24 protein-coding genes, 1 rRNA gene and 2 other annotated features are annotated in these 21,789 nt (G+C 44.4%); all 25 genes read left to right on the top strand.

All coding sequences use genetic code 11. From position 1 onward, the window contains the following. Window positions 1-90: ribosomal RNA gene (gene rrf, locus BLS23_RS18195) — 5S ribosomal RNA — on the top strand; the annotation flags it as partial. A gap of 84 nt (window positions 91-174) precedes the next feature. Then, the gene (locus BLS23_RS18190; RefSeq protein ID WP_089654462.1) at window positions 175-867 is read left to right on the top strand and encodes an MgtC/SapB family protein; all 693 of its coding nucleotides are present in this window, start codon (window positions 175-177) and stop codon (window positions 865-867) included. Between the two features lie 166 nt (window positions 868-1,033). Further along, window positions 1,034-1,498 (top strand): CtsR family transcriptional regulator, encoded by a 465-nt coding sequence (locus BLS23_RS18185; RefSeq protein ID WP_089654461.1) that lies wholly within the window; start codon window positions 1,034-1,036, stop codon window positions 1,496-1,498. Window positions 1,499-1,518: 20 nt separating this feature from the next. Then, window positions 1,519-2,067, top strand: a complete 549-nt coding sequence (gene mcsA / locus BLS23_RS18180; RefSeq protein ID WP_089654460.1) for a protein-arginine kinase activator protein McsA — start codon at window positions 1,519-1,521, stop codon at window positions 2,065-2,067. Then, window positions 2,067-3,137 (top strand): protein-arginine kinase McsB, encoded by a 1,071-nt coding sequence (gene mcsB / locus BLS23_RS18175; protein ID WP_089654459.1) that lies wholly within the window; start codon window positions 2,067-2,069, stop codon window positions 3,135-3,137. The genes mcsA and mcsB overlap by 1 nt, the downstream gene beginning before the upstream one ends. Before the next feature lie 18 nt (window positions 3,138-3,155). Continuing rightward, window positions 3,156-5,615 carry an ATP-dependent protease ATP-binding subunit ClpC gene (gene clpC, locus BLS23_RS18170; protein ID WP_089654458.1) on the top strand — a complete coding sequence of 820 codons (2,460 nt, stop codon included), beginning with the start codon at window positions 3,156-3,158 and terminating at the stop codon, window positions 5,613-5,615. Between the two features lie 259 nt (window positions 5,616-5,874). Continuing rightward, window positions 5,875-7,254, top strand: coding sequence for a DNA repair protein RadA (gene radA / locus BLS23_RS18165; protein WP_089654457.1), 1,380 nt, complete (start codon window positions 5,875-5,877; stop codon window positions 7,252-7,254). Further along, on the top strand, window positions 7,255-8,328 hold the full coding sequence (gene disA / locus BLS23_RS18160; RefSeq protein WP_089654456.1) for a DNA integrity scanning diadenylate cyclase DisA: 1,074 nt from the start codon (window positions 7,255-7,257) through the stop codon (window positions 8,326-8,328). Between the two features lie 154 nt (window positions 8,329-8,482). Beyond that, on the top strand, window positions 8,483-9,577 hold the full coding sequence (locus tag BLS23_RS18155) for a PIN/TRAM domain-containing protein (protein WP_089654455.1): 1,095 nt from the start codon (window positions 8,483-8,485) through the stop codon (window positions 9,575-9,577). A 98-nt stretch (window positions 9,578-9,675) separates the two neighbouring features. Further along, window positions 9,676-10,866, top strand: coding sequence for a bifunctional 2-C-methyl-D-erythritol 4-phosphate cytidylyltransferase/2-C-methyl-D-erythritol 2,4-cyclodiphosphate synthase (locus BLS23_RS18150; RefSeq protein ID WP_089654454.1), 1,191 nt, complete (start codon window positions 9,676-9,678; stop codon window positions 10,864-10,866). A gap of 57 nt (window positions 10,867-10,923) precedes the next feature. After that, entirely contained in the window at window positions 10,924-12,393 is a 1,470-nt protein-coding gene (gltX, locus tag BLS23_RS18145; protein WP_089654453.1) for a glutamate--tRNA ligase, read from the top strand. 44 nt (window positions 12,394-12,437) lie between these two features. After that, window positions 12,438-12,657 (top strand) — a binding site (T-box leader). A 78-nt stretch (window positions 12,658-12,735) separates the two neighbouring features. After that, window positions 12,736-13,392, top strand: a complete 657-nt coding sequence (gene cysE / locus BLS23_RS18140; RefSeq protein ID WP_089654464.1) for a serine O-acetyltransferase — start codon at window positions 12,736-12,738, stop codon at window positions 13,390-13,392. Then, window positions 13,382-14,782: a cysteine--tRNA ligase gene (gene cysS / locus BLS23_RS18135; protein WP_089654452.1), complete on the top strand. Its 1,401-nt coding sequence runs from the start codon at window positions 13,382-13,384 to the stop codon at window positions 14,780-14,782. The genes cysE and cysS overlap by 11 nt, the downstream gene beginning before the upstream one ends. A 4-nt stretch (window positions 14,783-14,786) precedes the next feature. Then, complete coding sequence (locus BLS23_RS18130; protein WP_089654451.1) at window positions 14,787-15,191, top strand: Mini-ribonuclease 3; 405 nt, start codon at window positions 14,787-14,789, stop codon at window positions 15,189-15,191. Further along, complete coding sequence (gene rlmB / locus BLS23_RS18125) at window positions 15,191-15,934, top strand: 23S rRNA (guanosine(2251)-2'-O)-methyltransferase RlmB (RefSeq protein ID WP_089654450.1); 744 nt, start codon at window positions 15,191-15,193, stop codon at window positions 15,932-15,934. The genes BLS23_RS18130 and rlmB overlap by 1 nt, the downstream gene beginning before the upstream one ends. Window positions 15,935-15,937: 3 nt before the next feature. After that, a complete protein-coding gene (locus tag BLS23_RS18120; protein ID WP_089654449.1) occupies window positions 15,938-16,447 on the top strand; it encodes an NYN domain-containing protein in 510 nt (169 codons plus the stop codon). An 81-nt stretch (window positions 16,448-16,528) separates the two neighbouring features. Continuing rightward, a complete protein-coding gene (sigH, locus tag BLS23_RS18115; RefSeq protein ID WP_089654448.1) occupies window positions 16,529-17,185 on the top strand; it encodes an RNA polymerase sporulation sigma factor SigH in 657 nt (218 codons plus the stop codon). A 79-nt stretch (window positions 17,186-17,264) separates the two neighbouring features. After that, a complete protein-coding gene (gene rpmG, locus BLS23_RS18110) occupies window positions 17,265-17,414 on the top strand; it encodes a 50S ribosomal protein L33 (RefSeq protein ID WP_074736204.1) in 150 nt (49 codons plus the stop codon). A 40-nt stretch (window positions 17,415-17,454) separates the two neighbouring features. Continuing rightward, window positions 17,455-17,631, top strand: coding sequence for a preprotein translocase subunit SecE (gene secE, locus BLS23_RS18105; RefSeq protein ID WP_089654447.1), 177 nt, complete (start codon window positions 17,455-17,457; stop codon window positions 17,629-17,631). Window positions 17,632-17,760: 129 nt separating this feature from the next. Next, on the top strand, window positions 17,761-18,297 hold the full coding sequence (nusG, locus tag BLS23_RS18100; RefSeq protein WP_089654446.1) for a transcription termination/antitermination protein NusG: 537 nt from the start codon (window positions 17,761-17,763) through the stop codon (window positions 18,295-18,297). A 152-nt stretch (window positions 18,298-18,449) separates the two neighbouring features. Then, window positions 18,450-18,875 (top strand): 50S ribosomal protein L11, encoded by a 426-nt coding sequence (gene rplK / locus BLS23_RS18095; protein WP_035511717.1) that lies wholly within the window; start codon window positions 18,450-18,452, stop codon window positions 18,873-18,875. A 117-nt stretch (window positions 18,876-18,992) separates the two neighbouring features. Further along, window positions 18,993-19,688 (top strand): 50S ribosomal protein L1, encoded by a 696-nt coding sequence (gene rplA, locus BLS23_RS18090; RefSeq protein ID WP_089654445.1) that lies wholly within the window; start codon window positions 18,993-18,995, stop codon window positions 19,686-19,688. A 51-nt stretch (window positions 19,689-19,739) separates the two neighbouring features. Then, window positions 19,740-19,886, top strand: a sequence feature (ribosomal protein L10 leader region). A gap of 42 nt (window positions 19,887-19,928) precedes the next feature. Beyond that, on the top strand, window positions 19,929-20,429 hold the full coding sequence (rplJ, locus tag BLS23_RS18085; protein WP_089654444.1) for a 50S ribosomal protein L10: 501 nt from the start codon (window positions 19,929-19,931) through the stop codon (window positions 20,427-20,429). Between the two features lie 50 nt (window positions 20,430-20,479). Beyond that, entirely contained in the window at window positions 20,480-20,845 is a 366-nt protein-coding gene (gene rplL, locus BLS23_RS18080) for a 50S ribosomal protein L7/L12 (RefSeq protein ID WP_089654443.1), read from the top strand. A gap of 83 nt (window positions 20,846-20,928) precedes the next feature. Continuing rightward, window positions 20,929-21,603 carry a class I SAM-dependent methyltransferase gene (locus tag BLS23_RS18075; protein ID WP_425250625.1) on the top strand — a complete coding sequence of 225 codons (675 nt, stop codon included), beginning with the start codon at window positions 20,929-20,931 and terminating at the stop codon, window positions 21,601-21,603. Window positions 21,604-21,789: the final 186 nt, after the last annotated feature.

Genomic DNA, 21,789 nt, shown 5'->3' with positions numbered 1-21,789 from the left:
ACACCTGTTCCCATGCCGAACACAGCAGTTAAGCTCTTCAGCGCCGATGGTAGTCGGGTTTACCCCCGTGAGAGTAGGACGCCGCCACATCATTTGGAAAACCAGAAGATCCTTCTTCTGGTTTTTTTCTATATCTACTTCCTTAAACATAGATATAAAGAAAGGAGGGATAGCTTGAACTGGTCATATTTCTTTCATGATGACATTCTTTTGTTTGTATTCCGGTTATTTTTTGCACTCATTCTTTCAGGGGTGATTGGATTTGAAAGGGAAGTCAAGAATCATTCGGCTGGCTTCCGTACCCATATTCTTGTGGGGGTCGGGGCTTGTATGATGATGCTTCTTTCTTTATATGGATTTGAAACGTTCATTGATCAATATGAACAAGTCCGTTTCGACCCGGCTCGTATCCCTTCCTATGTAATTAGTGGCATTGGATTTTTAGGGGCGGGGACAATTATCGTCAACGGAATGACCATTAGAGGATTAACTACAGCAGCGTCCATTTGGACGGTGGCTGGCATTGGTCTCGTCGTTGGTGCAGGGATGTATGATGTGGCGACGGTCACAACGATCTTCGTGCTTATGAGTTTAGTCTTCCTAAATAAGATAGAGAAAGAAAAGTTTAATGGGAATCGAAAAAACATTTATCAAGTAACCGTTGGTAAGGATGCCCCGGTTAATAAAGTGTTAACTGAATTCGAACAAATGAAGCTGGATGTTAGGAAAATAGATATTGTTGCCTTGGATCAAGACCAAAAAAAGGTTGTTGTTGAACTGAATAAAGGACAAAAGTATGATCGAGCCCTTCTTTTAGAACGTCTGTCTTTGATGGATGGTGTAGAAGAATGTGGACATCGGTATTAAAGGGCTGCACAGTTGAATCTGTGCAGTCTTTTTGTTTTATTTCATGATGAAAAGGGGAAACATAGAAGATGTAATTCTTCTAAACAAACAAGTTGCATGACAAAAGAAAATGAGTATAATAAAATTAAAGTCAAAGATAGTCAAAGTCAAAAGAGGGGGAGGGAGCATGCGGAACATCTCTGATGTTATTGAAGAATATCTCAAGGAGATCTTAGATGAAAATCGGCACCAGGCGATTGAAATCAAGCGTAGTGAACTTGCCGAGAAATTTGATTGTGTACCTTCTCAGATCAATTATGTGATTAAGACACGTTTTACAGTGGAAAAAGGATATATAGTGGAAAGTAAAAGAGGAGGCGGCGGGTATATTCGTATCAGCCGAATCCAACACCGTAAAGGGTCAGAGATGATTGAAGAGGTGATGGAGCTCATCAATCCCCATGTTTCTCAATCGAAAGCCATTGATGTTCTTGAAAGGCTGGTAGACTATGAGATCATCACTGATCGGGAAAGCAAACTGATGGCAAGTGTCATCGATCGCGACGTCCTTGCTTTTTCTTTACCTCTTCGTGATGAAGTTCGCGCGCGAATCATGACAGCCATGCTATTCACCCTTAAATACAAATGTTGAGTGAGAAGGGAGAGATTCAGATGGAGTGTCAGAAATGTCATCAGCGTCCTGCAACCGTCCATTTGACGCAGGTGATTAATGGTCAAAAATCAGAAGTCCATGTATGTGAAAAATGTGCGAAGGAAAATGGGTACATGAATTACGGGGAAGAGAACTTCACCTTGAATGATCTCCTTTCAGGTCTGTTCCATTCCGAGGGACCTTCTCCTTTAAAAGGGCAGAGCGCTCACTCTTATACTAAAAAGCCGAAACTGAAATGTCCCAACTGTGGGCTCAGCTATGAGGAGTTTGCAAGGATAGGGAAGTTTGGTTGTGCGGACTGCTATAAAACGTTCGATGAGCGCCTGAATCCCATCCTGCGCCGTGTTCACAGTGGGAATACCAGACATGATGGCAAGATTCCGAAACGTGAAGGTGGCAACTTGCACCTGAAAAAAGAGATGGAAGAATATAAAACTAATCTTCGACAATTAATTGAGCAGGAAGAATTCGAAGAGGCAGCGAAAGTTAGAGATAAGATAAGATCTTTAGAAAGTCAACTGCATCATAGGGAGGATGGTGATGAGTAATGTCTTTACAGCAATTCATGAATGAAGCAATTAGTCCATGGATGAAGCAAGAAGGTCCGGACAGCGATATTGTACTCAGCAGCCGTATACGACTTGCTCGTAATTTCTCACAACATCCTTTTCCTATCATTGCTTCCGAAGAGACTTTGAACAAAGTATTGGAATTCTTCCAACAAGAGTTCCAAAAGAAGTCCTTCAGAGATTATAAAGATTTTGAGCTGGTCCAGATGAAAGATTTACAGCCAATTGAAAAGAGAGTGTTGGTAGAAAAACATTTGATCAGTCCACACTTGGCTGAAAAAGCGGAGAAGTCGGCCTCTCTCATTTCACAAAATGAGCAAGTATCAATCATGATTAATGAAGAAGATCATATTCGCATACAGTTATATTTCCCTGGTTTTCAGTTGGATCAGGCACTAGAACAAGCCAGTCAATTGGATGATTGGCTCGAAGAAAAAGTGGATTATGCTTTTGATGAGAAGCGTGGTTATTTGACCGCCTGTCCGACCAATGTAGGTACGGGGATGAGAGCTTCAGTCATGATGCACCTGCCTGCCCTATCCATGACGAACCAGATCAACCGGATGACACCGGCCATTAACCAGCTGGGTCTTGTGGTGAGAGGCATTTACGGGGAAGGTAGTGAAGCTCTGGGAAACATTTTTCAGATATCCAACCAGATTACCCTTGGTAAATCGGAAGAGGATATTGTTGAGGATCTTCACAGTGTCGTTAAGCAACTGATAGAACAGGAGAGAAAAGCAAGAGAAGCATTGATGACTCGTTCAAGCGTTCAGTTGGAAGACCGTATCTTTCGTTCCTATGGTGTTTTGACCAATAGTCGAATCATAGAATCTAAGGAGGCGGCGAAATGCCTTTCTGACCTGAGACTTGGCATTGATCTAGGATTCATCGATCATATCCCACGCACGATTTTAAATGAATTGATGGTTCTTACACAGCCCGGATTCTTGCAACAATACGCTAAGACTCCTTTATCCCCTGATGAAAGGGATGTAAGAAGAGCATCTTTAATTCGCGAACGACTTCAATTAGAAAATGAAGAATAATGTTAGGAGGGAATGTCCATGATGTTTGGGCGATTTACAGAAAGAGCACAAAAAGTATTGGCGCTGGCTCAGGAAGAAGCTGTTCGTTTAGGTCATAATAACATTGGCACGGAGCATATCCTTTTAGGCTTAGTTAGTGAAGGGGAAGGCATAGCTGCCAAAGCTCTGACCGCATTAGGCCTTGAGTCTTCAAAAATCCAACAAGAAGTAGAGAAATTAATCGGTAAGGGAGAGAAAGTTTCCCAAACGATTCATTATACGCCTCGTGCGAAAAAAGTCATCGAGCTTTCTATGGATGAAGCTCGTAAACTGGGACACTCTTACGTGGGAACAGAACATATTCTTCTTGGATTGATCCGTGAAGGAGAAGGAGTGGCTGCCCGTGTACTGAATAACCTGGGTGTGAGCTTGAATAAGGCCCGTCAGCAAGTTTTACAATTGCTTGGGAACAATGAGTCCACAGGAGGTCAAAACCGTCGTGGTGGCGGATCAGGTGCTCAGGCGGCGAATGCGAATACACCGACCCTTGATTCACTAGCACGTGACCTTACGGCGATTGCGAAAGAGGGCAACATTGACCCTGTCATCGGTCGAAGTAAAGAAATCGAGCGTGTCATCCAAGTATTGAGCCGTCGTACGAAAAATAACCCGGTTCTTGTCGGTGAGCCTGGTGTTGGTAAAACAGCCATCGCAGAAGGTCTGGCTCAGCAGATTATGAACAATGAAGTACCAGAGATTCTTCGCGATAAGCGAGTGATGACACTTGATATGGGTACCGTCGTTGCCGGCACCAAATATCGTGGTGAATTTGAAGATCGTTTGAAAAAAGTGATGGAAGAAATTCGTCAGGCGGGGAACATCATCCTGTTTATTGACGAGCTTCACACGTTGATCGGTGCTGGTGGCGCAGAAGGTGCCATTGATGCATCCAACATTCTTAAGCCGTCCCTTGCCCGAGGTGAATTGCAATGTATCGGTGCCACGACACTCGATGAGTACCGTAAATATATTGAAAAGGATGCCGCTCTTGAGCGTAGGTTCCAGCCTATTCAGGTGGATGAACCGAACCTTGATGAATCCATCCAAATCTTGCAAGGTCTTCGTGACCGTTATGAGGCCCACCACCGTGTGACGATTACGGATGATTCCATTGAATCTGCGGTCCGTTTCTCTGATCGTTACATCACAGACCGCTTCCTACCGGATAAAGCGATTGACTTAATTGATGAAGCTGCATCCAAAGTCCGACTGCGCTCCTACACAGCTCCACCGAACTTGAAAGAGTTAGAGCAAAAGCTTGAGGAAGTGCGAAAAGAGAAGGATGCTGCTGTACAGAGTCAGGAATTTGAAAAAGCTGCCTCCTTAAGAGACAGTGAACAGCGCTTGAGAGATGAGTTGGAACAAACGAAAGATGAGTGGAAAGAAAAGCAAGGGCAGGAGGATTCCGAAGTTACAGTGGAAGACATTGCTTCTGTCGTATCCACTTGGACGGGAGTGCCTGTATCCAAGATGACCAAAGATGAGAGTGAACGTCTCCTTCATCTTGAAGATACGCTTCACAACCGGGTCATCGGACAGGAAGAAGCAGTCAAAGCGATTTCCAAAGCAATCCGCCGTGCTCGTGCCGGACTTAAAGATCCGAAACGTCCAATCGGTTCGTTCATCTTCCTGGGACCAACAGGTGTCGGTAAAACAGAACTGGCCCGTGCCTTAGCAGAGAGCATGTTCGGAGAAGAAGATGCGATGATTCGAATCGACATGTCCGAGTATATGGAAAAACACAGTACGTCTCGACTTGTCGGGTCACCTCCAGGTTACGTCGGCTATGATGAAGGCGGGCAATTAACAGAGAAAGTACGCAATAAGCCTTACTCTGTTGTCCTCCTTGATGAAATTGAAAAGGCGCACCCGGAAGTATTCAACATTCTACTCCAAGTGCTTGAAGATGGTCGTCTGACTGATTCCAAAGGACGTGTGGTGGATTTCCGTAACACCGTGTTGATTATGACATCAAACGTTGGAGCTCAAGAATTGAAGCAAAACAAATATGTCGGTTTCTCCATGGGCGATGCGGATCAGGATTACAAAGACATGAAGTCTAAAGTTACGGATGCCTTGAAGAAAGCGTTCCGTCCAGAATTCCTGAACCGTATCGATGAAACGATCGTGTTCCACTCCCTAGAGAGAAAGCACATGAAAGATATCGTAACATTGATGGTCGAAGAACTGCGTAAACGTCTGAAAGAACAAGAGATCGACTTTGTCTTGTCCGATGACGCTATTCAGCATATTGCAGAATCAGGGTTCGATCCTGAATACGGGGCCCGTCCATTGCGCCGCTCCATTCAGAAGAACGTTGAGGATCTGCTTTCAGAAGAACTCTTGAAAGAGAACATTGCAAAAGGGCAAAGTGTGAAAATTGATCTCGATGACGATAAGAACTTTGTCGTCTCCACGCAGCAAGAGTCTACAAATTAAATAGATGTATAGAAGTTATAAAGGCTTGACTACAGATGATTGAAGGAACGCGAAGAAAGGGCTGCTCCCTTTCTTCTATTTCATAGAAGTCCATCATAAAGTGAACAGGGCCTAAGAAAAATCGGAAGGGTTTGCCTTCCGATTTTTTTCTTCTTCCGCTATGATTTTACTAAGAATGATTTAATACAATTGATAAGATTGTGAAACTCATTCACAATCTTTTACGTATAGAATAATAAGAATAAGGAGCGAGATGATCTTGGCAAAAAGGAAAACGAAGTTTGTTTGCCAGGAATGTGGGTATGAGACACCTAAATGGATGGGAAAGTGTCCGGGGTGTAATCAATGGAACACGCTGGTCGAAGAAATGACGGCTGCTCCGGCGAATTCCAGACATGTGTTTCAGACAAGCTCCACTTCCGCAACAACGAAACCAGAAAAAATCACACAAATCAAATCACAAAAAGAACCGCGTATGCCGACGGATATGCCTGAATTCAACCGGGTTTTAGGTGGAGGAATCGTGGCGGGGTCTTTAGTTTTGATCGGCGGAGATCCGGGAATCGGTAAATCCACTCTTTTACTCCAAGTCTCTGCGCAGATCGCCAAAAAAGATTTTCCTGTCCTCTACATATCCGGAGAGGAGTCATCGAGACAAACGAAGCTTCGAGCCGAACGTTTAGATATTACATCCGATGAACTCTATGTTCTATCGGAAACGAACTTACAGGATGTCATCAACCAAATTGAAAACATTGAACCAAGGTTTGTGGTCATAGACTCGATCCAGACGATTTTCAAAGAAGACGTCACCTCTGCTCCAGGGAGTGTTTCTCAAGTTCGTGAGTGTACGAGTCATTTGATGAGAATTGCTAAAAGCAAAGGTATTCCTATTTTCATCGTTGGGCATGTTACTAAAGAAGGTTCGATTGCCGGCCCACGTCTGCTTGAACATATGGTCGATGCAGTTCTTTATTTTGAAGGGGAGCGGCATCATACATTTAGAATTCTAAGAAGTGTGAAGAACCGTTTCGGAAGCACTCATGAAATGGGAATCTTCGAAATGAAGGAGAAAGGTCTGGAAGAGGTTCTGAACCCTTCAGAGATTTTCCTCGAAGAACGCTCGCAAGGGGCTGCAGGTTCGATCGTAGTGGCTTCCATGGAAGGGACAAGGCCGGTACTTGTAGAAATTCAAGCCCTGATTTCACCTACAGCTTACGGCAACCCGAGACGGATGGCTACAGGCCTTGATAACAGCCGGGTACCGCTTTTAATGGCGGTCTTGGAAAAGAGAGCAGGGCTCCTGCTTCAGAACCAGGATGCTTACGTAAAAGTCGCTGGTGGAGTGAAATTGGATGAGCCGGCGATTGACTTAGCGGTTGCGATCAGCATTGCCTCAAGTTTCAGGGATCAGTCTTCGAATGGAGATGATGTCGTCGTTGGGGAAGTTGGCTTAACGGGTGAGATACGAAGAGTGGCCAGAATTGAGCAAAGAGTCCAGGAAGCGGCGAAGTTAGGCTTTAAAAGGGTCATCATTCCGAAGAAGAACATGGATGGCTGGACGCCTCCTTCTCAAATCGAAGTGATCGGTGTCAGTACCGTTCAGGAGGCGATGAAGGTTACACTGGGGGATTCATAAATGGAATGGCATGAAATCAAAGAAAATGGAATCGGAGAAATTCTTCAGCTGGTGGCACCTGGGACCCCTTTAAGAGACGGGATTGATAATGTCTTGCGTGCAAAGACAGGCGGGTTGATTGTGCTCGGATATGGCGACCACATGCGGGAACTTGTCGATGGTGGTTTCCATATCCAGTCTGATTTCACCCCCGCCCACCTTTACGAACTGGCGAAAATGGATGGGGCATTAATTTTGAATGATGAAGGGACGCGGATTCTTTATGCTAATGCGCAGTTGATGCCGGACCCGGACATCCTATCCACGGAAACGGGGATGAGGCACCGGACGGCAGAGCGTGTGGCTAAACAAACGGGCGCACTCGTCATTGCTATATCTCAACGCCGAAACGTGATCACGTTGTATAAAGGCTCTCTCCGTTACTCACTGAAAGATATTGGTGTCATTTTGACGAAGGCCAATCAGGCGATTCAAACGTTGGAAAAGTATAAAAATGTCCTCGACCAAAGCGTAACGAATCTTGGTGCGATGGAGTTTGAAAACATGGTTTCCTTTTCCGAAGTCGTTCAGGTCGTCCACCGGATTGAAATGGTGCTACGGACGAAAACAGAGATTTTGAACTATGTGAATGAGCTTGGAACAGAGGGACGTTTGATTCAGCTGCAATTGACAGAATTAGTTTCGAATATCGAAGATGAAGCAACCTTGCTTTTGCGCGATTACAGTAAGCGTCCTGATTATGAACCATATTATATTTTGAGAAAAATGCAGGAAATCACCAATACGGAACTTCTCTCAGATGAGCAAGTATTGAAACTCTTGGGGTATTCACCGAATACGAAGTTGGCAGACCCTATCGTACCAAGAGGTTACCGGATTTTAAGCCGGATCCCTAGACTTCCCGTGCTCATTATTGAACACTTGGTCGAAAGATTCGGTACGTTGGAAGAATTGATCCAGGCTTCTCCGAAAGAGCTTGTTAAAGTCGATGGTGTCGGTGAGATTCGTGCGATGAAAATTAGAGATGGTCTTGACCGCATACAGGAACAATTGTTCGTAGACCGACATATATAAGAACATTGACTTATTTGTGAACAATGTGATATGATAATTTGTTTACTCATTGACTTAATTTGGAAGTTGTGCTAAGTTAAAAACCATCATTCCTTTTTTATATGGTTAATGGTTGTTAGGTTTGGTCATACTGTGTTTGAGGAGGTGAATACAAGTGCTTAAACGTATCGTACAGTTGTTTATTGTCATAACCGGCGGAACTATCGGTTACCTCTATTTCCCAGAGCTGTTTACAACCATGGGTCTGACTTGGCAGAATTGGATTCAATCTGTCTTAGGGGCCGTACTAGGAGCACTTATATTATTTTTATTTACTTTTTGGATTGTGGATTATATTGTCGATTTTTTAAGGTGGGTCGAGGATACCCTCGTCCGGGCGCCGGTAGCGGATCTGCTGTTCGGTAGTCTCGGTTTGATTGTCGGGCTGATCATCGCCTACTTGATCAACATCCCTGTACAAGATATCCAGATTCAAGTGGTTAACCAGGTCGTCCCGATCTTTTTAACATTCTTATTAGGCTACTTCGGTTTTCAGGTCGGTTTTAAGCGTAAGGATGAATTCTTGAACTTGGTTTCAAAGAAAGACAGGAAGCCAGAGGAAGAGCGTCAGGGAGATTCAACTGCGGATCCTGCTCTGATTCCGAAACGAAAAATTTTGGATACAAGTGTCATCATTGATGGCCGCATCGCGGATATTTGTGATACACATTTCCTTGAAGGAACGATTGTGATTCCGCAATTCGTATTGGAAGAATTGCAGCACATCGCTGATTCATCCGATGGTCTGAAAAGAAATCGTGGTCGTCGTGGGTTGGATGTCTTGAACCGTCTTCAAAAAGACCTCCCGGTGAATGTTGAAATTTACGAAGGGGATTTCGAAGACATTCAGGAAGTGGACAGTAAGCTTGTGAAGCTTGCGAAGGTAATGAACGGAATTGTTGTAACGAACGATTTCAACTTGAATAAAGTTTGTGAGTTTCAAAATGTCCAAGTCTTGAACATTAATGATCTTGCGAATGCTGTTAAACCGGTCGTGCTTCCAGGAGAAGAGATGACGATTCAAGTCATCAAAGACGGGAAAGAGCAGAATCAAGGGGTCGCCTATTTGGATGACGGCACAATGATCGTAGTCGAAGAAGGAAAAGACTTTATCGGAAAGACGATTGAAGTCGTAGTCACAAGCGTGTTGCAGACATCAGCCGGCCGTATGATCTTTGCAAAGCCGAAATCACTTGAAAAAGCCTTGTAAAAACGGTATAAACAAATAGAGAATGACAAAAGTGATAACATGCGTGTTATCGCTTTTGTTGTTTTATGAACGTCTAAACAAACGTAGGATGGATACGCATGAAAAAATATACAGCCATTATACTTGCGGCAGGACAGGGTAAACGGATGCTCGCCGGTCGTAATAAGCAGTTTTTGAAAATCGGTGACCAGCCACTGATCTGTCACACCCTTTCCGTCTTTGATCAAGATGAGTGGTGTGAAGAGTTGATCTTAGTAACCAATGAACGCGAACGGTCTCAGATGGAAGAACTTCTAAAAGAATATCCGCTCCGACAATCGGTTCATCTTGTTGATGGGGGAGCAGAACGGCAGGATAGTGTATTTGCAGGGCTGGAAGCTGTTCGAAACAGAGAACTTCCTGTTTTTATTCATGACGGCGCGCGCCCGTTTGTACCCCAAGAGCTCTTACACGAACTGTCTGTGACGGCATACGAAAAAAAGGCCGCACTTCTTGCCGTACCTGTGACGGATACAATCAAGCAGAAGTCAAATCATGGTTTGGATACACTGGATAGAAGTACGTTATGGGCGGCTCAGACACCTCAAGCCTTCTCTTATGATTTAATTTATGAAGCGCATGAACGAGCGAGGAAAAGCAGATACTACGGCACAGATGACGCTTCCCTCGTGGAGCGGTTGGACAAAGAAGTTGCAATCGTGAAGGGAAGCTATGACAATATCAAGCTTACGACTCCGGAAGACTTACATAAAGCCCAAGCTTACTTGAGTAATCAAAGAAATGGAAAGGTGGGGGATGGCCCTATGTTTCGTGTCGGCCAAGGATTTGATGTACACCAATTGACGGAAGGACGCCCGTGTATCATCGGAGGAATTGAAATCCCTTATGAAAAGGGGCTGCTCGGCCATTCAGATGCAGATGTTCTGCTTCACACCATTGCAGATGCATGTCTTGGAGCGATTGGCGAAGGGGATATCGGTAAACATTTTCCAGACACGGATCCTGCTTTTAAAGACGCCGACTCCGGCAAATTGCTTCAGCATGTGTGGGATATCGTGACAGAGCAGGGATATGAACTTGGGAATATGGATTGTACGGTCATTGCCCAGGCACCAAAAATGGCCCCCTACATTGAACAAATCCGTGAAAACATCGCTTCCCTCCTTAGGGTTGAACCTGGACGGATCAACGTGAAAGCAACGACGACAGAAAAACTCGGCTTTACGGGCCGGAAAGAAGGAATTGCTGCTCAAGCGGTTGTCCTTTTGCAAAATAATCAGCATTCCTAGACAAAAAATGATAAAATAAGTCAAGGATATAGACCGGAATAGGAAAGGAGAACAATTATGTCTAACGAAGTACGGGTGCGCTATGCACCAAGTCCGACAGGGCATCTTCACATTGGTAATGCAAGGACTGCTTTATTCAACTACCTTTATGCGAAAAATGCAGGTGGAAAGGTAGTCATTCGTATTGAGGATACGGATGAAAAACGAAACGTCGAGGGCGGAGAAAAAAGCCAGCTCGACTACTTGAAGTGGTTGGGAATTGAATGGGACGAGAGTTCAGAGAAAGGCGGCGAATATGGTCCTTACCGTCAGATGGAACGTCTCGATATTTATAAGAAATATGTGGACGAATTGATGGAACGCGGTCTTGCTTATAAATGTTATATGACTTCAGAAGAGCTTGAAGCAGAACGTGAAGCGCAAATGGCACGAGGCGAAGCTCCGAAATACTCTGGGGCGCACCGCGACCTTACAGAGGAACAAATCGCAGCATTTGAAGCGGAGGGCCGTAAGCCTAGTATTCGTATCCGTGTCCCTGAAAACCATACGTACACGTTCAATGATATCGTCCGTGGCGACATTACTTTTGAATCCAGTGATTTTGGTGATTGGGTCATCGTTAAGCAGAACGGAACACCAACGTATAATTTCGCTGTTGCGATTGATGATTACTTAATGAAAATTACACACGTCCTTCGTGGGGAAGAGCATATTTCCAATACACCGAAACAAATGATGGTGTATGAAGCATTCGATTGGGAACCTCCGAAGTTCGGTCATATGACGTTGATCCTCAACGAAGAGCGCAAGAAACTGAGTAAGCGTGATCAGCACATTCTTCAGTTTATTGAACAATATAAGAACCTTGGATACCTTCCAGAAGCTCTCTTCAACTTCATCACTTTACTAGGCTGGTCGCCAGTTGGGGAAGAAGAAATTTTCACACAGGATCAGCTTGTTGAAATCTTTGATGCGGACAGACTTTCCACTTCACCTGCGGTCTTCGATCCCGCGAAGCTGAAGTGGATGAACAACCAGTATATCAAAGCCTCTGATTTGGACCGCGTAGTCGAACTTGCCCTTCCTCATTTAGTTGAGGCTGGACGCTTGTCTGAAGATATGAGCGAGGAAGATCGCAAGTGGGCTCGTGAACTGATCAGCCTTTATCAGGAACAACTGAGCTACGGAGCTGAAATCGTCGAGCTTACCGAATTGTTCTTCAAACAGGAAATTCAGTATGATGAAGCTGCAATGGAAGTTCTTGAAGGTGAACAAGTACCGGAAGTGTTGGAAACGTTCAAGAAGAACCTTCATGAGCTTGAAGAATTCACACCTGAAAACATTAAAAAGCAAATCAAAGCTGTTCAAAAAGAAACCGGCCATAAAGGGAAAAAGCTGTTCATGCCTGTCCGTGTCGCCACAACAGGTCAAACCCATGGCCCTGAACTTCCGAACGCGATTCACTTGCTTGGGCTGGAAACGGTAACGGTCCGTCTGAATGATGTACTAAGCAAGTTACAAGCTTAATTCGTTCACAAGTGGGAAAGAATATCATATAGTAGAGATACCTATACGAAACGTTGATGAGGAGAAGTAAAGGGCCCCTCTCTTCTACAGAGAGAATCACCACGGCTGGGAGTGATTCGTAGAGAAGCCTTTGAAATGCACCTCGGAGTCTTCGGCTGAACGAAGTATGCCGAAGCGGGTACCTTCCGTTATCAAGGGTGAAGCGGGGAAAGGCAAAAAAGCCGATCCCAAACAGAGTGGAACCACGTTCAACGCGTCTCTGTGCCATTGGCACAAAGGCGCGTTTTTTATTTTTATTGGGAACGCTTCTGTTTCAGTACAAGGAGGGGAGCAAGTATGGGGCTGTTCAAAATGTTTAAAGAAGATGTCGATGTGGTGTTCGATCAAGATCCTGCTGCTCGTTCTTATATTGAAGTGATTCTGACCTATTCAGGACTGCATGCGATATGGGCACACCGGGTGGCCCATGCTTGTCACAAACGGAAGTTTTTCTTCCTGGCCCGGCTCATATCCCAATGGAGCCGCTTCCTGACAGGCATTGAAATCCATCCCGGAGCGAAAATCGGGCGGCGGTTTTTCATCGATCATGGCATGGGGGTCGTCATTGGGGAAACGTGTGAGATTGGAGATAATGTGACGATCTTTCAAGGGGTGACGCTTGGAGGGACAGGGAAAGAAAAAGGGAAAAGACACCCGACTCTCCTTGATAATTCATTAGTCGCCACAGGAGCGAAAGTGCTGGGGTCGATCACGATTGGGGAAAACTCTAAAGTAGGGGCCGGTTCTGTTGTGCTCCACGATGTTCCGAACAATTCGACGGTCGTCGGCATCCCTGGTCATGTCGTCATCCAAGATGGCAAGAAAGTCCAAAAGAAGGACCTGGACCATCACAAACTCCCAGATCCTGTGTACGACCGGTTGAATGAGATCGAGAAGGAAATGGCGGAACTGCGCAAACAATTGGAGGAAACCAAAGGAGTGAACCAACATGGCGATTAACATATACAACACACTGACAAGAAAAAAAGAGCCGTTTCAGCCGCTGGAAGAAGGAAAAGTGAAAATGTACGTTTGCGGTCCAACGGTTTATAACTACATTCACATTGGGAACGCAAGGCCGGCGATCGTATTCGATACAGTGAGAAGATACTTTGAATACAGAGGCTACGATGTGCACTATGTGCTCAACTTTACCGATGTCGATGACAAATTGATTAAAGCAGCGAATGAAATGGGCGAAGGAGTCACAGATATCGCCAATCGCTTCATTACGGCTTACAAAGAAGATGTAGGTGCCCTCGGCGTAAAAGAAGCAGTGGATCATCCACGCGTGACCGAAAACATGGATGAGATTATCAGCTTTATCCAGGGATTGATCGACAAAGGCTTCGCTTATGAAGCGGGAGGGGACGTGTATTTCCGTACGCGATCCTTCGACCAATACGGAAAGCTTTCTCACCAGTCCATTGATGAGTTAAGGTCCGGGTCGAGAATTGAAGTCGGGGATAAAAAAGAAGATCCGCTTGATTTCACACTTTGGAAAGATGCGAAAGAAGGCGAAATCACTTGGGATAGTCCGTGGGGGAGCGGCCGCCCGGGTTGGCATATCGAGTGCTCCGCGATGGCGAAGAAATACCTTGGCGAAACGATCGATATCCATGCAGGTGGGCAGGATTTGACCTTCCCACACCATGAGAATGAGATCGCGCAATCAGAAGCACATAATGGGGAATCTTTTGCACGCTATTGGATGCATAACGGGTACATTAATATTGACAATGAAAAAATGTCGAAGTCCCTCGGTAACTTCATCCTTGCCCATGATCTAGTGAAAAAGCATGACCCCCAAGTGATCCGCTTTTTCATGCTGAGTGTACAATACCGTCACCCAATCAACTTCAGTGATGAGTTATTGAAAGGGGCGAAAAGCAGCTTTGACCGCATCAAGAATGCGTATGAGAACATCCAGCATCGGAAAGAATCCACAATGAGCTTAGAGGATGATCAAGGCAGGTGGCTTGATAAAGTGGCTGGGTTCAAGGAGCAATTCATTAAAGAAATGGATGATGACTTTAACACGGCGAATGCGATTTCTGTCCTGTTTGATTTAACTAAAGCGGCGAACTTATATTTACAGGAAGACCAGACTCATGAAAAGGTATTAACGGCCTTTCAAGAGTTGTTCGAAGAATTAACAGGTGTCCTCGGCATTCAGTTGCAGGCACATGAAGAATTGCTTGATGAGGAAGTGGATGCTCTGATTGAGGAGCGTAAGCAAGCTAGAAAGAACCGAGACTTCGCACGTGCCGACCAAATTCGTGATGAGTTGAAAGATCGCAACATTATCCTTGAAGATACATCCCAGGGCACGAGATGGAAGCGAGGGTAAGACAATGGCGATCGCAAATGCGAAACAAATGAAGAGTCTTGCTCTCGCCTATATGGGTGACTCTGTTTATGAGCTTTATGTCAGACAGCATCTGCTGGAAAAAGGAGAGGTAAAGCCTCAACACCTTCACCAGGCAGCGATCCAGTTCGTATCGGCTGTGTCGCAGGCGAATGTTGTTAGTGTATGGCAGGAAGAAAGAACGCTCACGGAAGAAGAGGAAGGGGTGCTTAGGAGAGGGCGGAACGCTAAATCGGGATCCGTCCCTAAAAACACCAATGTACAAACCTATCGTTATTCGACCGCATTCGAAGCAGTGTTAGGGTTTTTGTATTTATCCGGACAAACGGAGCGGCTGGAAATATTGATAAAACATGCAATTCAAATCGTTGAAGAAAGGAGTGAAGCGTAATGAGTGGAGAATGGATCATCGGAAAGAACCCGGTACAGGAAGCCATCCGGTCCGGCAGACCAATCAATAAAGTGATGGTATCGGATCACCTGCAGCACCAGGCGTATAAAAAGCTTGAGCAGTTGGCCAAAGAACAAGGACTTATTGTCCAAAAAGTGCCAAAGAAGAAAATAGATCAGCTCGTGGATGGAAATCACCAGGGGGTCATTGCTTCGGTGGCTGCGTATGAATACAGTGATTTGGAAGATTTATTTGCGAAAGCAGAAGAAAAGGACGAGCCTCCATTTTTCATTATATGTGATGAAATTGAAGATCCTCACAACCTCGGCTCCATTCTGCGGACGGCAGATGCGACAGGTGCTCATGGTGTCATCATACCGAAAAGGCGTTCTGTGTCTTTAACGGCAACCGTTGCGAAAACATCGACAGGTGCGATTGAGTATATACCAGTTGCTCGTGTAACGAACCTTGCCCGGACGATTGATGAGTTGAAAGAAAGGTTTGTCTGGGTGGTCGGAACAGACGCTGTGGGTACGGAGGATTACCGTCAGCTTGACGGGAAAATGCCAATTGCCCTCGTCATTGGAAGTGAAGGTCGCGGCATGAGCCGATTAACGAAAGATAAGTGTGATTGGACGGTCAGCCTGCCGATGGCTGGAGAAGTGACTTCTTTGAACGCGTCTGTAGCTGCTTCCCTTTTGATGTACGAAGTCTATAGGAAGCGTCATCCGTTAGGGGAATAAGGCATGAACGTCTTAATCATTGATGGATATAATATGATTGGCGCTTGGCCGGAATTGAAAAATCTAAAGGAGAAAGATCTCGGGCAGGCCCGGGATCTCCTTATAGAGATGATGGCGGAGTATCAATCCTATACCGGGGACCGGATCATGATTGTTTTTGATGCTTATCATGTTCGGGGAGTTGAAAAAAAACAAAAAAATTACAAAGTGGAAGTCATCTTTACAAAAGAGAATGAAACGGCTGATGAACGGATCGAAAAACTTGCTGGAGAATTGAATGATGTTCGTACTCAAGTCTATGTAGCTACTTCCGATTATGCTGAACAACGCACCATCTTCGGGCAGGGAGCTTTCAGGAAATCAGCAAGAGAGCTGTATATCGAAGTAAAGAATATTGAAAACCAAATAGAGAAAGATGTCGAAAGCCAGAATCAATATCCCTATCAATCTAAAATACCAATCAATAAAGAGGTGAGGGAACTCTTTGAGAAATGGCGGCGAGGAGATAAATAATTCTGACAACTTGTTGACGCTTTTCAGACTCGTACTGTATAATATTGCTATATTGAGGAAGCACGGTCGGAGGGATCCTGTGTGAGCATCTTACAAACGGAGAAAAGCACCAACGATTTGGATCTTAGCAAGCTTGATGACGAAGAAGTCGTTGAACGGATTAATCAAGGACAAGTCCAGGCGCTAGATTACTTGATCAATAAGTACAAGAATTTTGTGCGCGCGAAAGCTCGGACTTACTTTCTTATTGGCGCAGACCGGGAGGATATCGTCCAGGAGGGGATGATCGGTCTTTACAAAGCCATCCGCGATTACAGAGAGGGTAAGCTGTCATCCTTCAAAGCCTTTGCAGAATTATGTGTCACCCGTCAAATTATCACCGCAATTAAAACCGCCACAAGACAGAAGCATATCCCGTTGAATTCCTACGTTTCTTTGGACAAGCCTATTTATGATGAGGAATCAGATCGGACATTACTGGATGTCATCGCTGGTTCAAAAGCTATCGACCCACAAGAATTGATTGTTAATAAAGAGAAGTTTTCAGACATGGAAGAAAAAATGTCGGAGTTATTAAGTGATTTAGAGAAAAAAGTGCTGACCCTCTACTTGGACGGACGTTCCTACCAGGAGATTTCGGTCGAGCTCGATCGACACGTGAAATCTATTGATAACGCTTTACAACGTGTGAAGAGAAAGCTCGAAAAATACTTGGAAATCAATGAAATCACTCTATGAAAGCTGCATTGACAGTAATCGGTAAGAGTGCTACATTTAGTGAGTATGTGTAAACCTCTCTAGATTGAGGTGACGGATAATGAGAAAAAAAGTCATTTTAGCTTGTACAGAATGTTTAAGTCGGAATTATAGTTCATATATAAATCGATCCAACCAATCCGAACGTCTTGAAGTCCGCAAGTTTTGTAAAAAGTGCGGAACGCATACTTTACACCGCGAGACGAAATAGAGAAGGAAGCCAGTTGGCGCAAGTTTGGGGGTATTACAGCATGTTTAAGTTCTTCAAGAATGTAGCACGAGAGATGAAGAAGGTTAGTTGGCCCAAAGGTCAGGAACTGTGGAAGTACACGATTACGGTAATTTTGACTGTCACTTTCGTAGCTGTATTCTTCGCTATTGTAGATCTTGGGATTTCCCAGGTGCTTGAACTCATCGCTCAAGAATAGTAGAGTGGATTTTATGCTATAATAGGAGATAGACTTACAAAAAACCCGTTCCGCGGGTTTTTTCATGTTGGAGTAATATTCATCAACTCTAGTATAAGGGAGGGAAGGGCAAGCACTTGTCCTGCGAATATGGAAAAAAGATGGTATGTAGTGCACACCTATTCAGGTTATGAGAACAAGGTAAAAACAAACCTGGAGAAGCGTGTGGAATCAATGGGAATGGAAGACAAGATCTTCCGCGTACTTGTTCCCGAGGACGAAGAAACAGAAATCAAAAATGGCAAGAGGAAAGTGGCGAAGAAAAAAGTATTCCCTGGTTATGTATTGGCTGAAATGGTCATGACGGATGATTCCTGGTACGTTGTAAGGAACACGCCGGGTGTGACTGGTTTCGTAGGATCCACCGGTTCCGGATCCAAGCCGATCCCTCTCCTGCCTGAAGAAGTAGAGACGGTCCTTAAGCGTATGGGCATGAACGAACAGCCGAAAGCAGAGGTTGACTTCGAGGTGAAGGAAAGTGTTAAAGTAACAGACGGACCTTTCGCAAACTTCACAGGATCCATTGAATATATTGATACGGACAAACAAAAAGTGAAAGTCCACGTCAATATGTTCGGGCGTGAAACTCCGGTAGAGTTAGACTTTACCCAAATCGAAAAATTATAAAATTCATTTCTCCCCTTGCATATTGGAAATAAAGATGCTAGAATTTTTATGTTCTATATGCGCCCCAAAAGAGGGCGATTGCGTAGATATCGCAATGAGTGGGAGGGGTTGAACCCTATTACCACATCACGGACTTTAAGGAGGTGTGTCTCGTGGCTAAAAAAGTTATTAATGTTGTAAAGCTTCAGATTCCTGCAGGTAAAGCGAACCCAGCACCGCCAGTTGGACCAGCACTAGGTCAAGCAGGTATTAACATCATGGGATTCTGTAAGGAATTTAACGCTCGTACACAGGAACAAGCAGGTACGATCATTCCAGTAGAAATTACGGTTTATGAGGACCGTTCCTTTACATTCGTTACGAAAACTCCACCAGCTGCTGTTCTTCTTAAGAAAGCGGCAGGAGTTGAATCAGGTTCCGGTGAACCGAACCGTAACAAAGTAGCTTCTGTTAAACGCGACCAAGTACGCGAAATCGCAGAAACGAAAATGCCTGATTTGAACGCTGCTGACGTTGAAGCTGCAATGCGCATGGTTGAAGGTACAGCGCGCAGCATGGGAATTACGATCGAAGATTAATCCCACAGCGTCACATGGAGATAGGAAAAGGTTGCGGAAATGGAGCTTATGACTCTTTCGCAACCTTTATTCGTGGGAGGAAAATCCGTTAAAACCACAACGAGGAGGAAATTAATAATGGCTAAGAAAACGAAAAAGCAACAAGAGCTAGCGAAGCTTGTTGACCGTACAAAAGCTTATGATGTGCAAGAAGCAATCAAGCTTGTTAAAGAAACTTCAAAAGCGAACTTTGACGAAACTGTCGAAGCAGCATTCCGTCTAGGTGTAGATCCTAAGAAAGCGGACCAACAGATCCGTGGCGCAATGGTGCTTCCGCACGGTACAGGTAAATCTCAGCGTGTGCTTGTTTTCGCTAAAGGTGATAAAGCGAAAGAAGCAGAAGCAGCAGGTGCTGACTACGTAGGTGAGCAAGACCTAATCAACAAGATCAACCAAGGTTGGTTCGAGTTTGATGTCGTAGTAGCAACTCCTGACATGATGGCTGAAGTTGGTAAGCTAGGTCGTGTACTAGGACCAAAAGGTCTTATGCCGAACCCTAAAACAGGTACAGTGACATTCGAAGTAGAAAAAGCTGTTAACGAAATCAAAGCAGGTAAAGTAGAATACCGCGTTGATAAAGCAGCAAACATCCATGTTCCAATCGGAAAAGCTTCTTTCGATGAGAACAAGTTGGCTGAAAACTTCGCAGCAATCACTGAAACACTTGTTAAAGCGAAGCCACAAGCATCTAAGGGAACTTATATGCGTAACGCTGCTGTTTCATCTACGATGGGACCTGGAATCAAAGTAGACGTTTCTGGTTACACGAAGTAATAAAAAAGTGTTGACTTTCCGTTATCTACGATATATACTAGGTAGCGTTGTATAAATAAATACGTTATACCGTAGACAGCAGGTGTGGGTTTCCGCTTAATGTCCTGCCGAGGTGTGTGATATAAATAGAGCAGCGCGATCTGCCCTGCTCTATAAAACACCTCCATGTCTATGTGGAGGTGTTTTTTTACGAGTAAAACCTTCGAACGGTATGATGAAAAGTCAATAGGAGGTGGAACAATGAGCAGTGTTATCGAACAGAAGAAACAGATTGTATCTGACTTGGCTGACAAGTTCCGCAACAGTAAATCTGCAGTCGTTGTAGACTACCGCGGACTTGATGTAGCAGAAGTTACTGAACTTCGTACCCAGCTTCGTGAAGCAGGCGTAGATTTCAAAGTGTATAAAAACACAATGGTCCGTCGTGCTGCTGACGAAGTAGAGCTATCTGAACTTAACGAAGTCCTTCAAGGACCGACAGCTGTCGCTTTCCATGAAGACGATGCTGTAGCTGCGGCTAAAGTATTGAACAACTTCGCTAAAGATCACGATAGTCTTGAAATCAAAGGTGGGGTAGTTGAAGGACAAGTTGCAACTCTTGAGCAAATCAAAGAACTTGCAAACCTTCCAAACTACGAAGGTCTTGTATCTATGTTCCTAAGCGTACTACAAGCACCTATCCGCAACTTCGCTTACGCTACGAAAGCGATCGCGGATCAAAAAGAAGAAGAAAGCGCGTAAGTTAGCGTTCGTTTAAACTATAACAACAAACACTAAGGAGGAAATTTCTCATGTCTAACGAACAAATTATCGAAGCGATTAAGGAAATGTCTGTTCTTGAGCTTAACGATCTAGTTAAAGCAATTGAAGAAGAATTTGGTGTATCTGCTGCAGCTCCAGTTGCTGCTGGCGCGCCTGCTGCAGGTGGCGAAGCTGCTGAAGAGCAAACTGAATTTGATGTAGTACTAGAATCTGCTGGATCTTCTAAGATCAAAGTAGTTAAAGCGGTACGTGAAATCACTGGTGCTGGTCTTAAAGACGCGAAAGAAATGGTTGATGGTGCTCCGGCAACAATCAAAGAAGCTATTTCTAAAGAAGAAGCTGAAGAGATCAAGTCTAAGCTTGAAGAAGCAGGCGCATCTGTCGAAGTTAAGTAAGAGAATGTTTAAAGTAAAGCTCGCTGATTTATCGGCGGGCTTTCTTTTTCTTAACAGGGATATTTAGCAAGAGTGCACATGTTTTGCTAGACTTGCTAGAAACAGGAATAAACCTTGCCATTTCAATAGATGAAAAAGAAGGTGTTCGGATTATGTCGGAGCATTATTATTCAAAGAAAACAACGACGAGCAGTGAAGAAAAAACGTGGAACTTTGAGTTGCTCGGTCATGTGTTCACATTCACGACGGATAATGCCGTCTTTTCTAAAAAAGAAGTGGATTTCGGATCGCGTTTATTGATTGAAACCTTTCAAGAACCAGGTGTTCAAGGGGACATTCTTGACCTTGGTTGTGGCTATGGCCCGATCGGTTTGTCTCTAGCTAAAGCTCATGAAGGTCGTCACGTATTCATGGTCGACGTTAATGAGAGAGCTTTGGGACTTGCGGAGAAGAACGCAGCGGATAATGAAGTTGTGAACATTACGATTCGAGAAAGTGACCGTTTACAGGGAATAGAAGATCAGAAGTTTGCAGCTATTCTTACAAACCCGCCTATCCGAGCCGGTAAACAAGTCGTCCACACGATGTTTGAAGAAGCGAAGGGAGCTCTACTTGTTGAAGGGGAGTTGTGGGTCGTGATTCAAAAGAAGCAGGGGGCGCCGTCTGCAAAGAAGAAACTCGAAGAATTGTTCGGGAACGCAGAGGTCATGGAAAAGCAGAAAGGGTATTACATCCTTAAAGCTAAAAAGTTTGACTAGCCCTATTAGTTGTGCTAGTATTGAAAAATGCCAATATATCTGAAGTCTGTCAAGTCTTTTTTTAGAAATGTGTATAAAAAGTTGATAGATGGTCAGAATGGTAAAATCGAACACTGAAAGTAAATGAGGTTTTTATGTATGAAAAGCCTTTTTCTTTTTTGTCTAACGTTAGAGAGAAATGAAGAA

The organism is Halobacillus aidingensis (genome assembly GCF_900104185.1).
Taxonomy (GTDB): domain Bacteria; phylum Bacillota; class Bacilli; order Bacillales; family Halobacillaceae; genus Halobacillus; species Halobacillus aidingensis.
Note: the sequence above shows the minus strand (reverse complement) of the source record. Positions and strands in the feature narration are given on the sequence as shown.

What these genes read in the sequence shown, in the direction of transcription:
- secE (WP_089654447.1), top strand. Translation starts at nt 17,455, where the DNA reads ATGTTTAAGTTCTTCAAGAATGTAGCACGAGAGATGAAGAAGGTTAGT.
- BLS23_RS18120 (WP_089654449.1), top strand. Translation starts at nt 15,938, where the DNA reads ATGAACGTCTTAATCATTGATGGATATAATATGATTGGCGCTTGGCCG.
- BLS23_RS18150 (WP_089654454.1), top strand. Translation starts at nt 9,676, where the DNA reads ATGAAAAAATATACAGCCATTATACTTGCGGCAGGACAGGGTAAACGG.
- clpC (WP_089654458.1), top strand. Translation starts at nt 3,156, where the DNA reads ATGATGTTTGGGCGATTTACAGAAAGAGCACAAAAAGTATTGGCGCTG.
- disA (WP_089654456.1), top strand. Translation starts at nt 7,255, where the DNA reads ATGGAATGGCATGAAATCAAAGAAAATGGAATCGGAGAAATTCTTCAG.
- BLS23_RS18130 (WP_089654451.1), top strand. Translation starts at nt 14,787, where the DNA reads ATGGCGATCGCAAATGCGAAACAAATGAAGAGTCTTGCTCTCGCCTAT.
- cysS (WP_089654452.1), top strand. Translation starts at nt 13,382, where the DNA reads ATGGCGATTAACATATACAACACACTGACAAGAAAAAAAGAGCCGTTT.
- mcsA (WP_089654460.1), top strand. Translation starts at nt 1,519, where the DNA reads ATGGAGTGTCAGAAATGTCATCAGCGTCCTGCAACCGTCCATTTGACG.
- rplJ (WP_089654444.1), top strand. Translation starts at nt 19,929, where the DNA reads ATGAGCAGTGTTATCGAACAGAAGAAACAGATTGTATCTGACTTGGCT.
- BLS23_RS18185 (WP_089654461.1), top strand. Translation starts at nt 1,034, where the DNA reads ATGCGGAACATCTCTGATGTTATTGAAGAATATCTCAAGGAGATCTTA.
- rplA (WP_089654445.1), top strand. Translation starts at nt 18,993, where the DNA reads ATGGCTAAGAAAACGAAAAAGCAACAAGAGCTAGCGAAGCTTGTTGAC.
- rplL (WP_089654443.1), top strand. Translation starts at nt 20,480, where the DNA reads ATGTCTAACGAACAAATTATCGAAGCGATTAAGGAAATGTCTGTTCTT.
- rpmG (WP_074736204.1), top strand. Translation starts at nt 17,265, where the DNA reads ATGAGAAAAAAAGTCATTTTAGCTTGTACAGAATGTTTAAGTCGGAAT.
- rlmB (WP_089654450.1), top strand. Translation starts at nt 15,191, where the DNA reads ATGAGTGGAGAATGGATCATCGGAAAGAACCCGGTACAGGAAGCCATC.
- mcsB (WP_089654459.1), top strand. Translation starts at nt 2,067, where the DNA reads ATGTCTTTACAGCAATTCATGAATGAAGCAATTAGTCCATGGATGAAG.
- nusG (WP_089654446.1), top strand. Translation starts at nt 17,761, where the DNA reads ATGGAAAAAAGATGGTATGTAGTGCACACCTATTCAGGTTATGAGAAC.
- gltX (WP_089654453.1), top strand. Translation starts at nt 10,924, where the DNA reads ATGTCTAACGAAGTACGGGTGCGCTATGCACCAAGTCCGACAGGGCAT.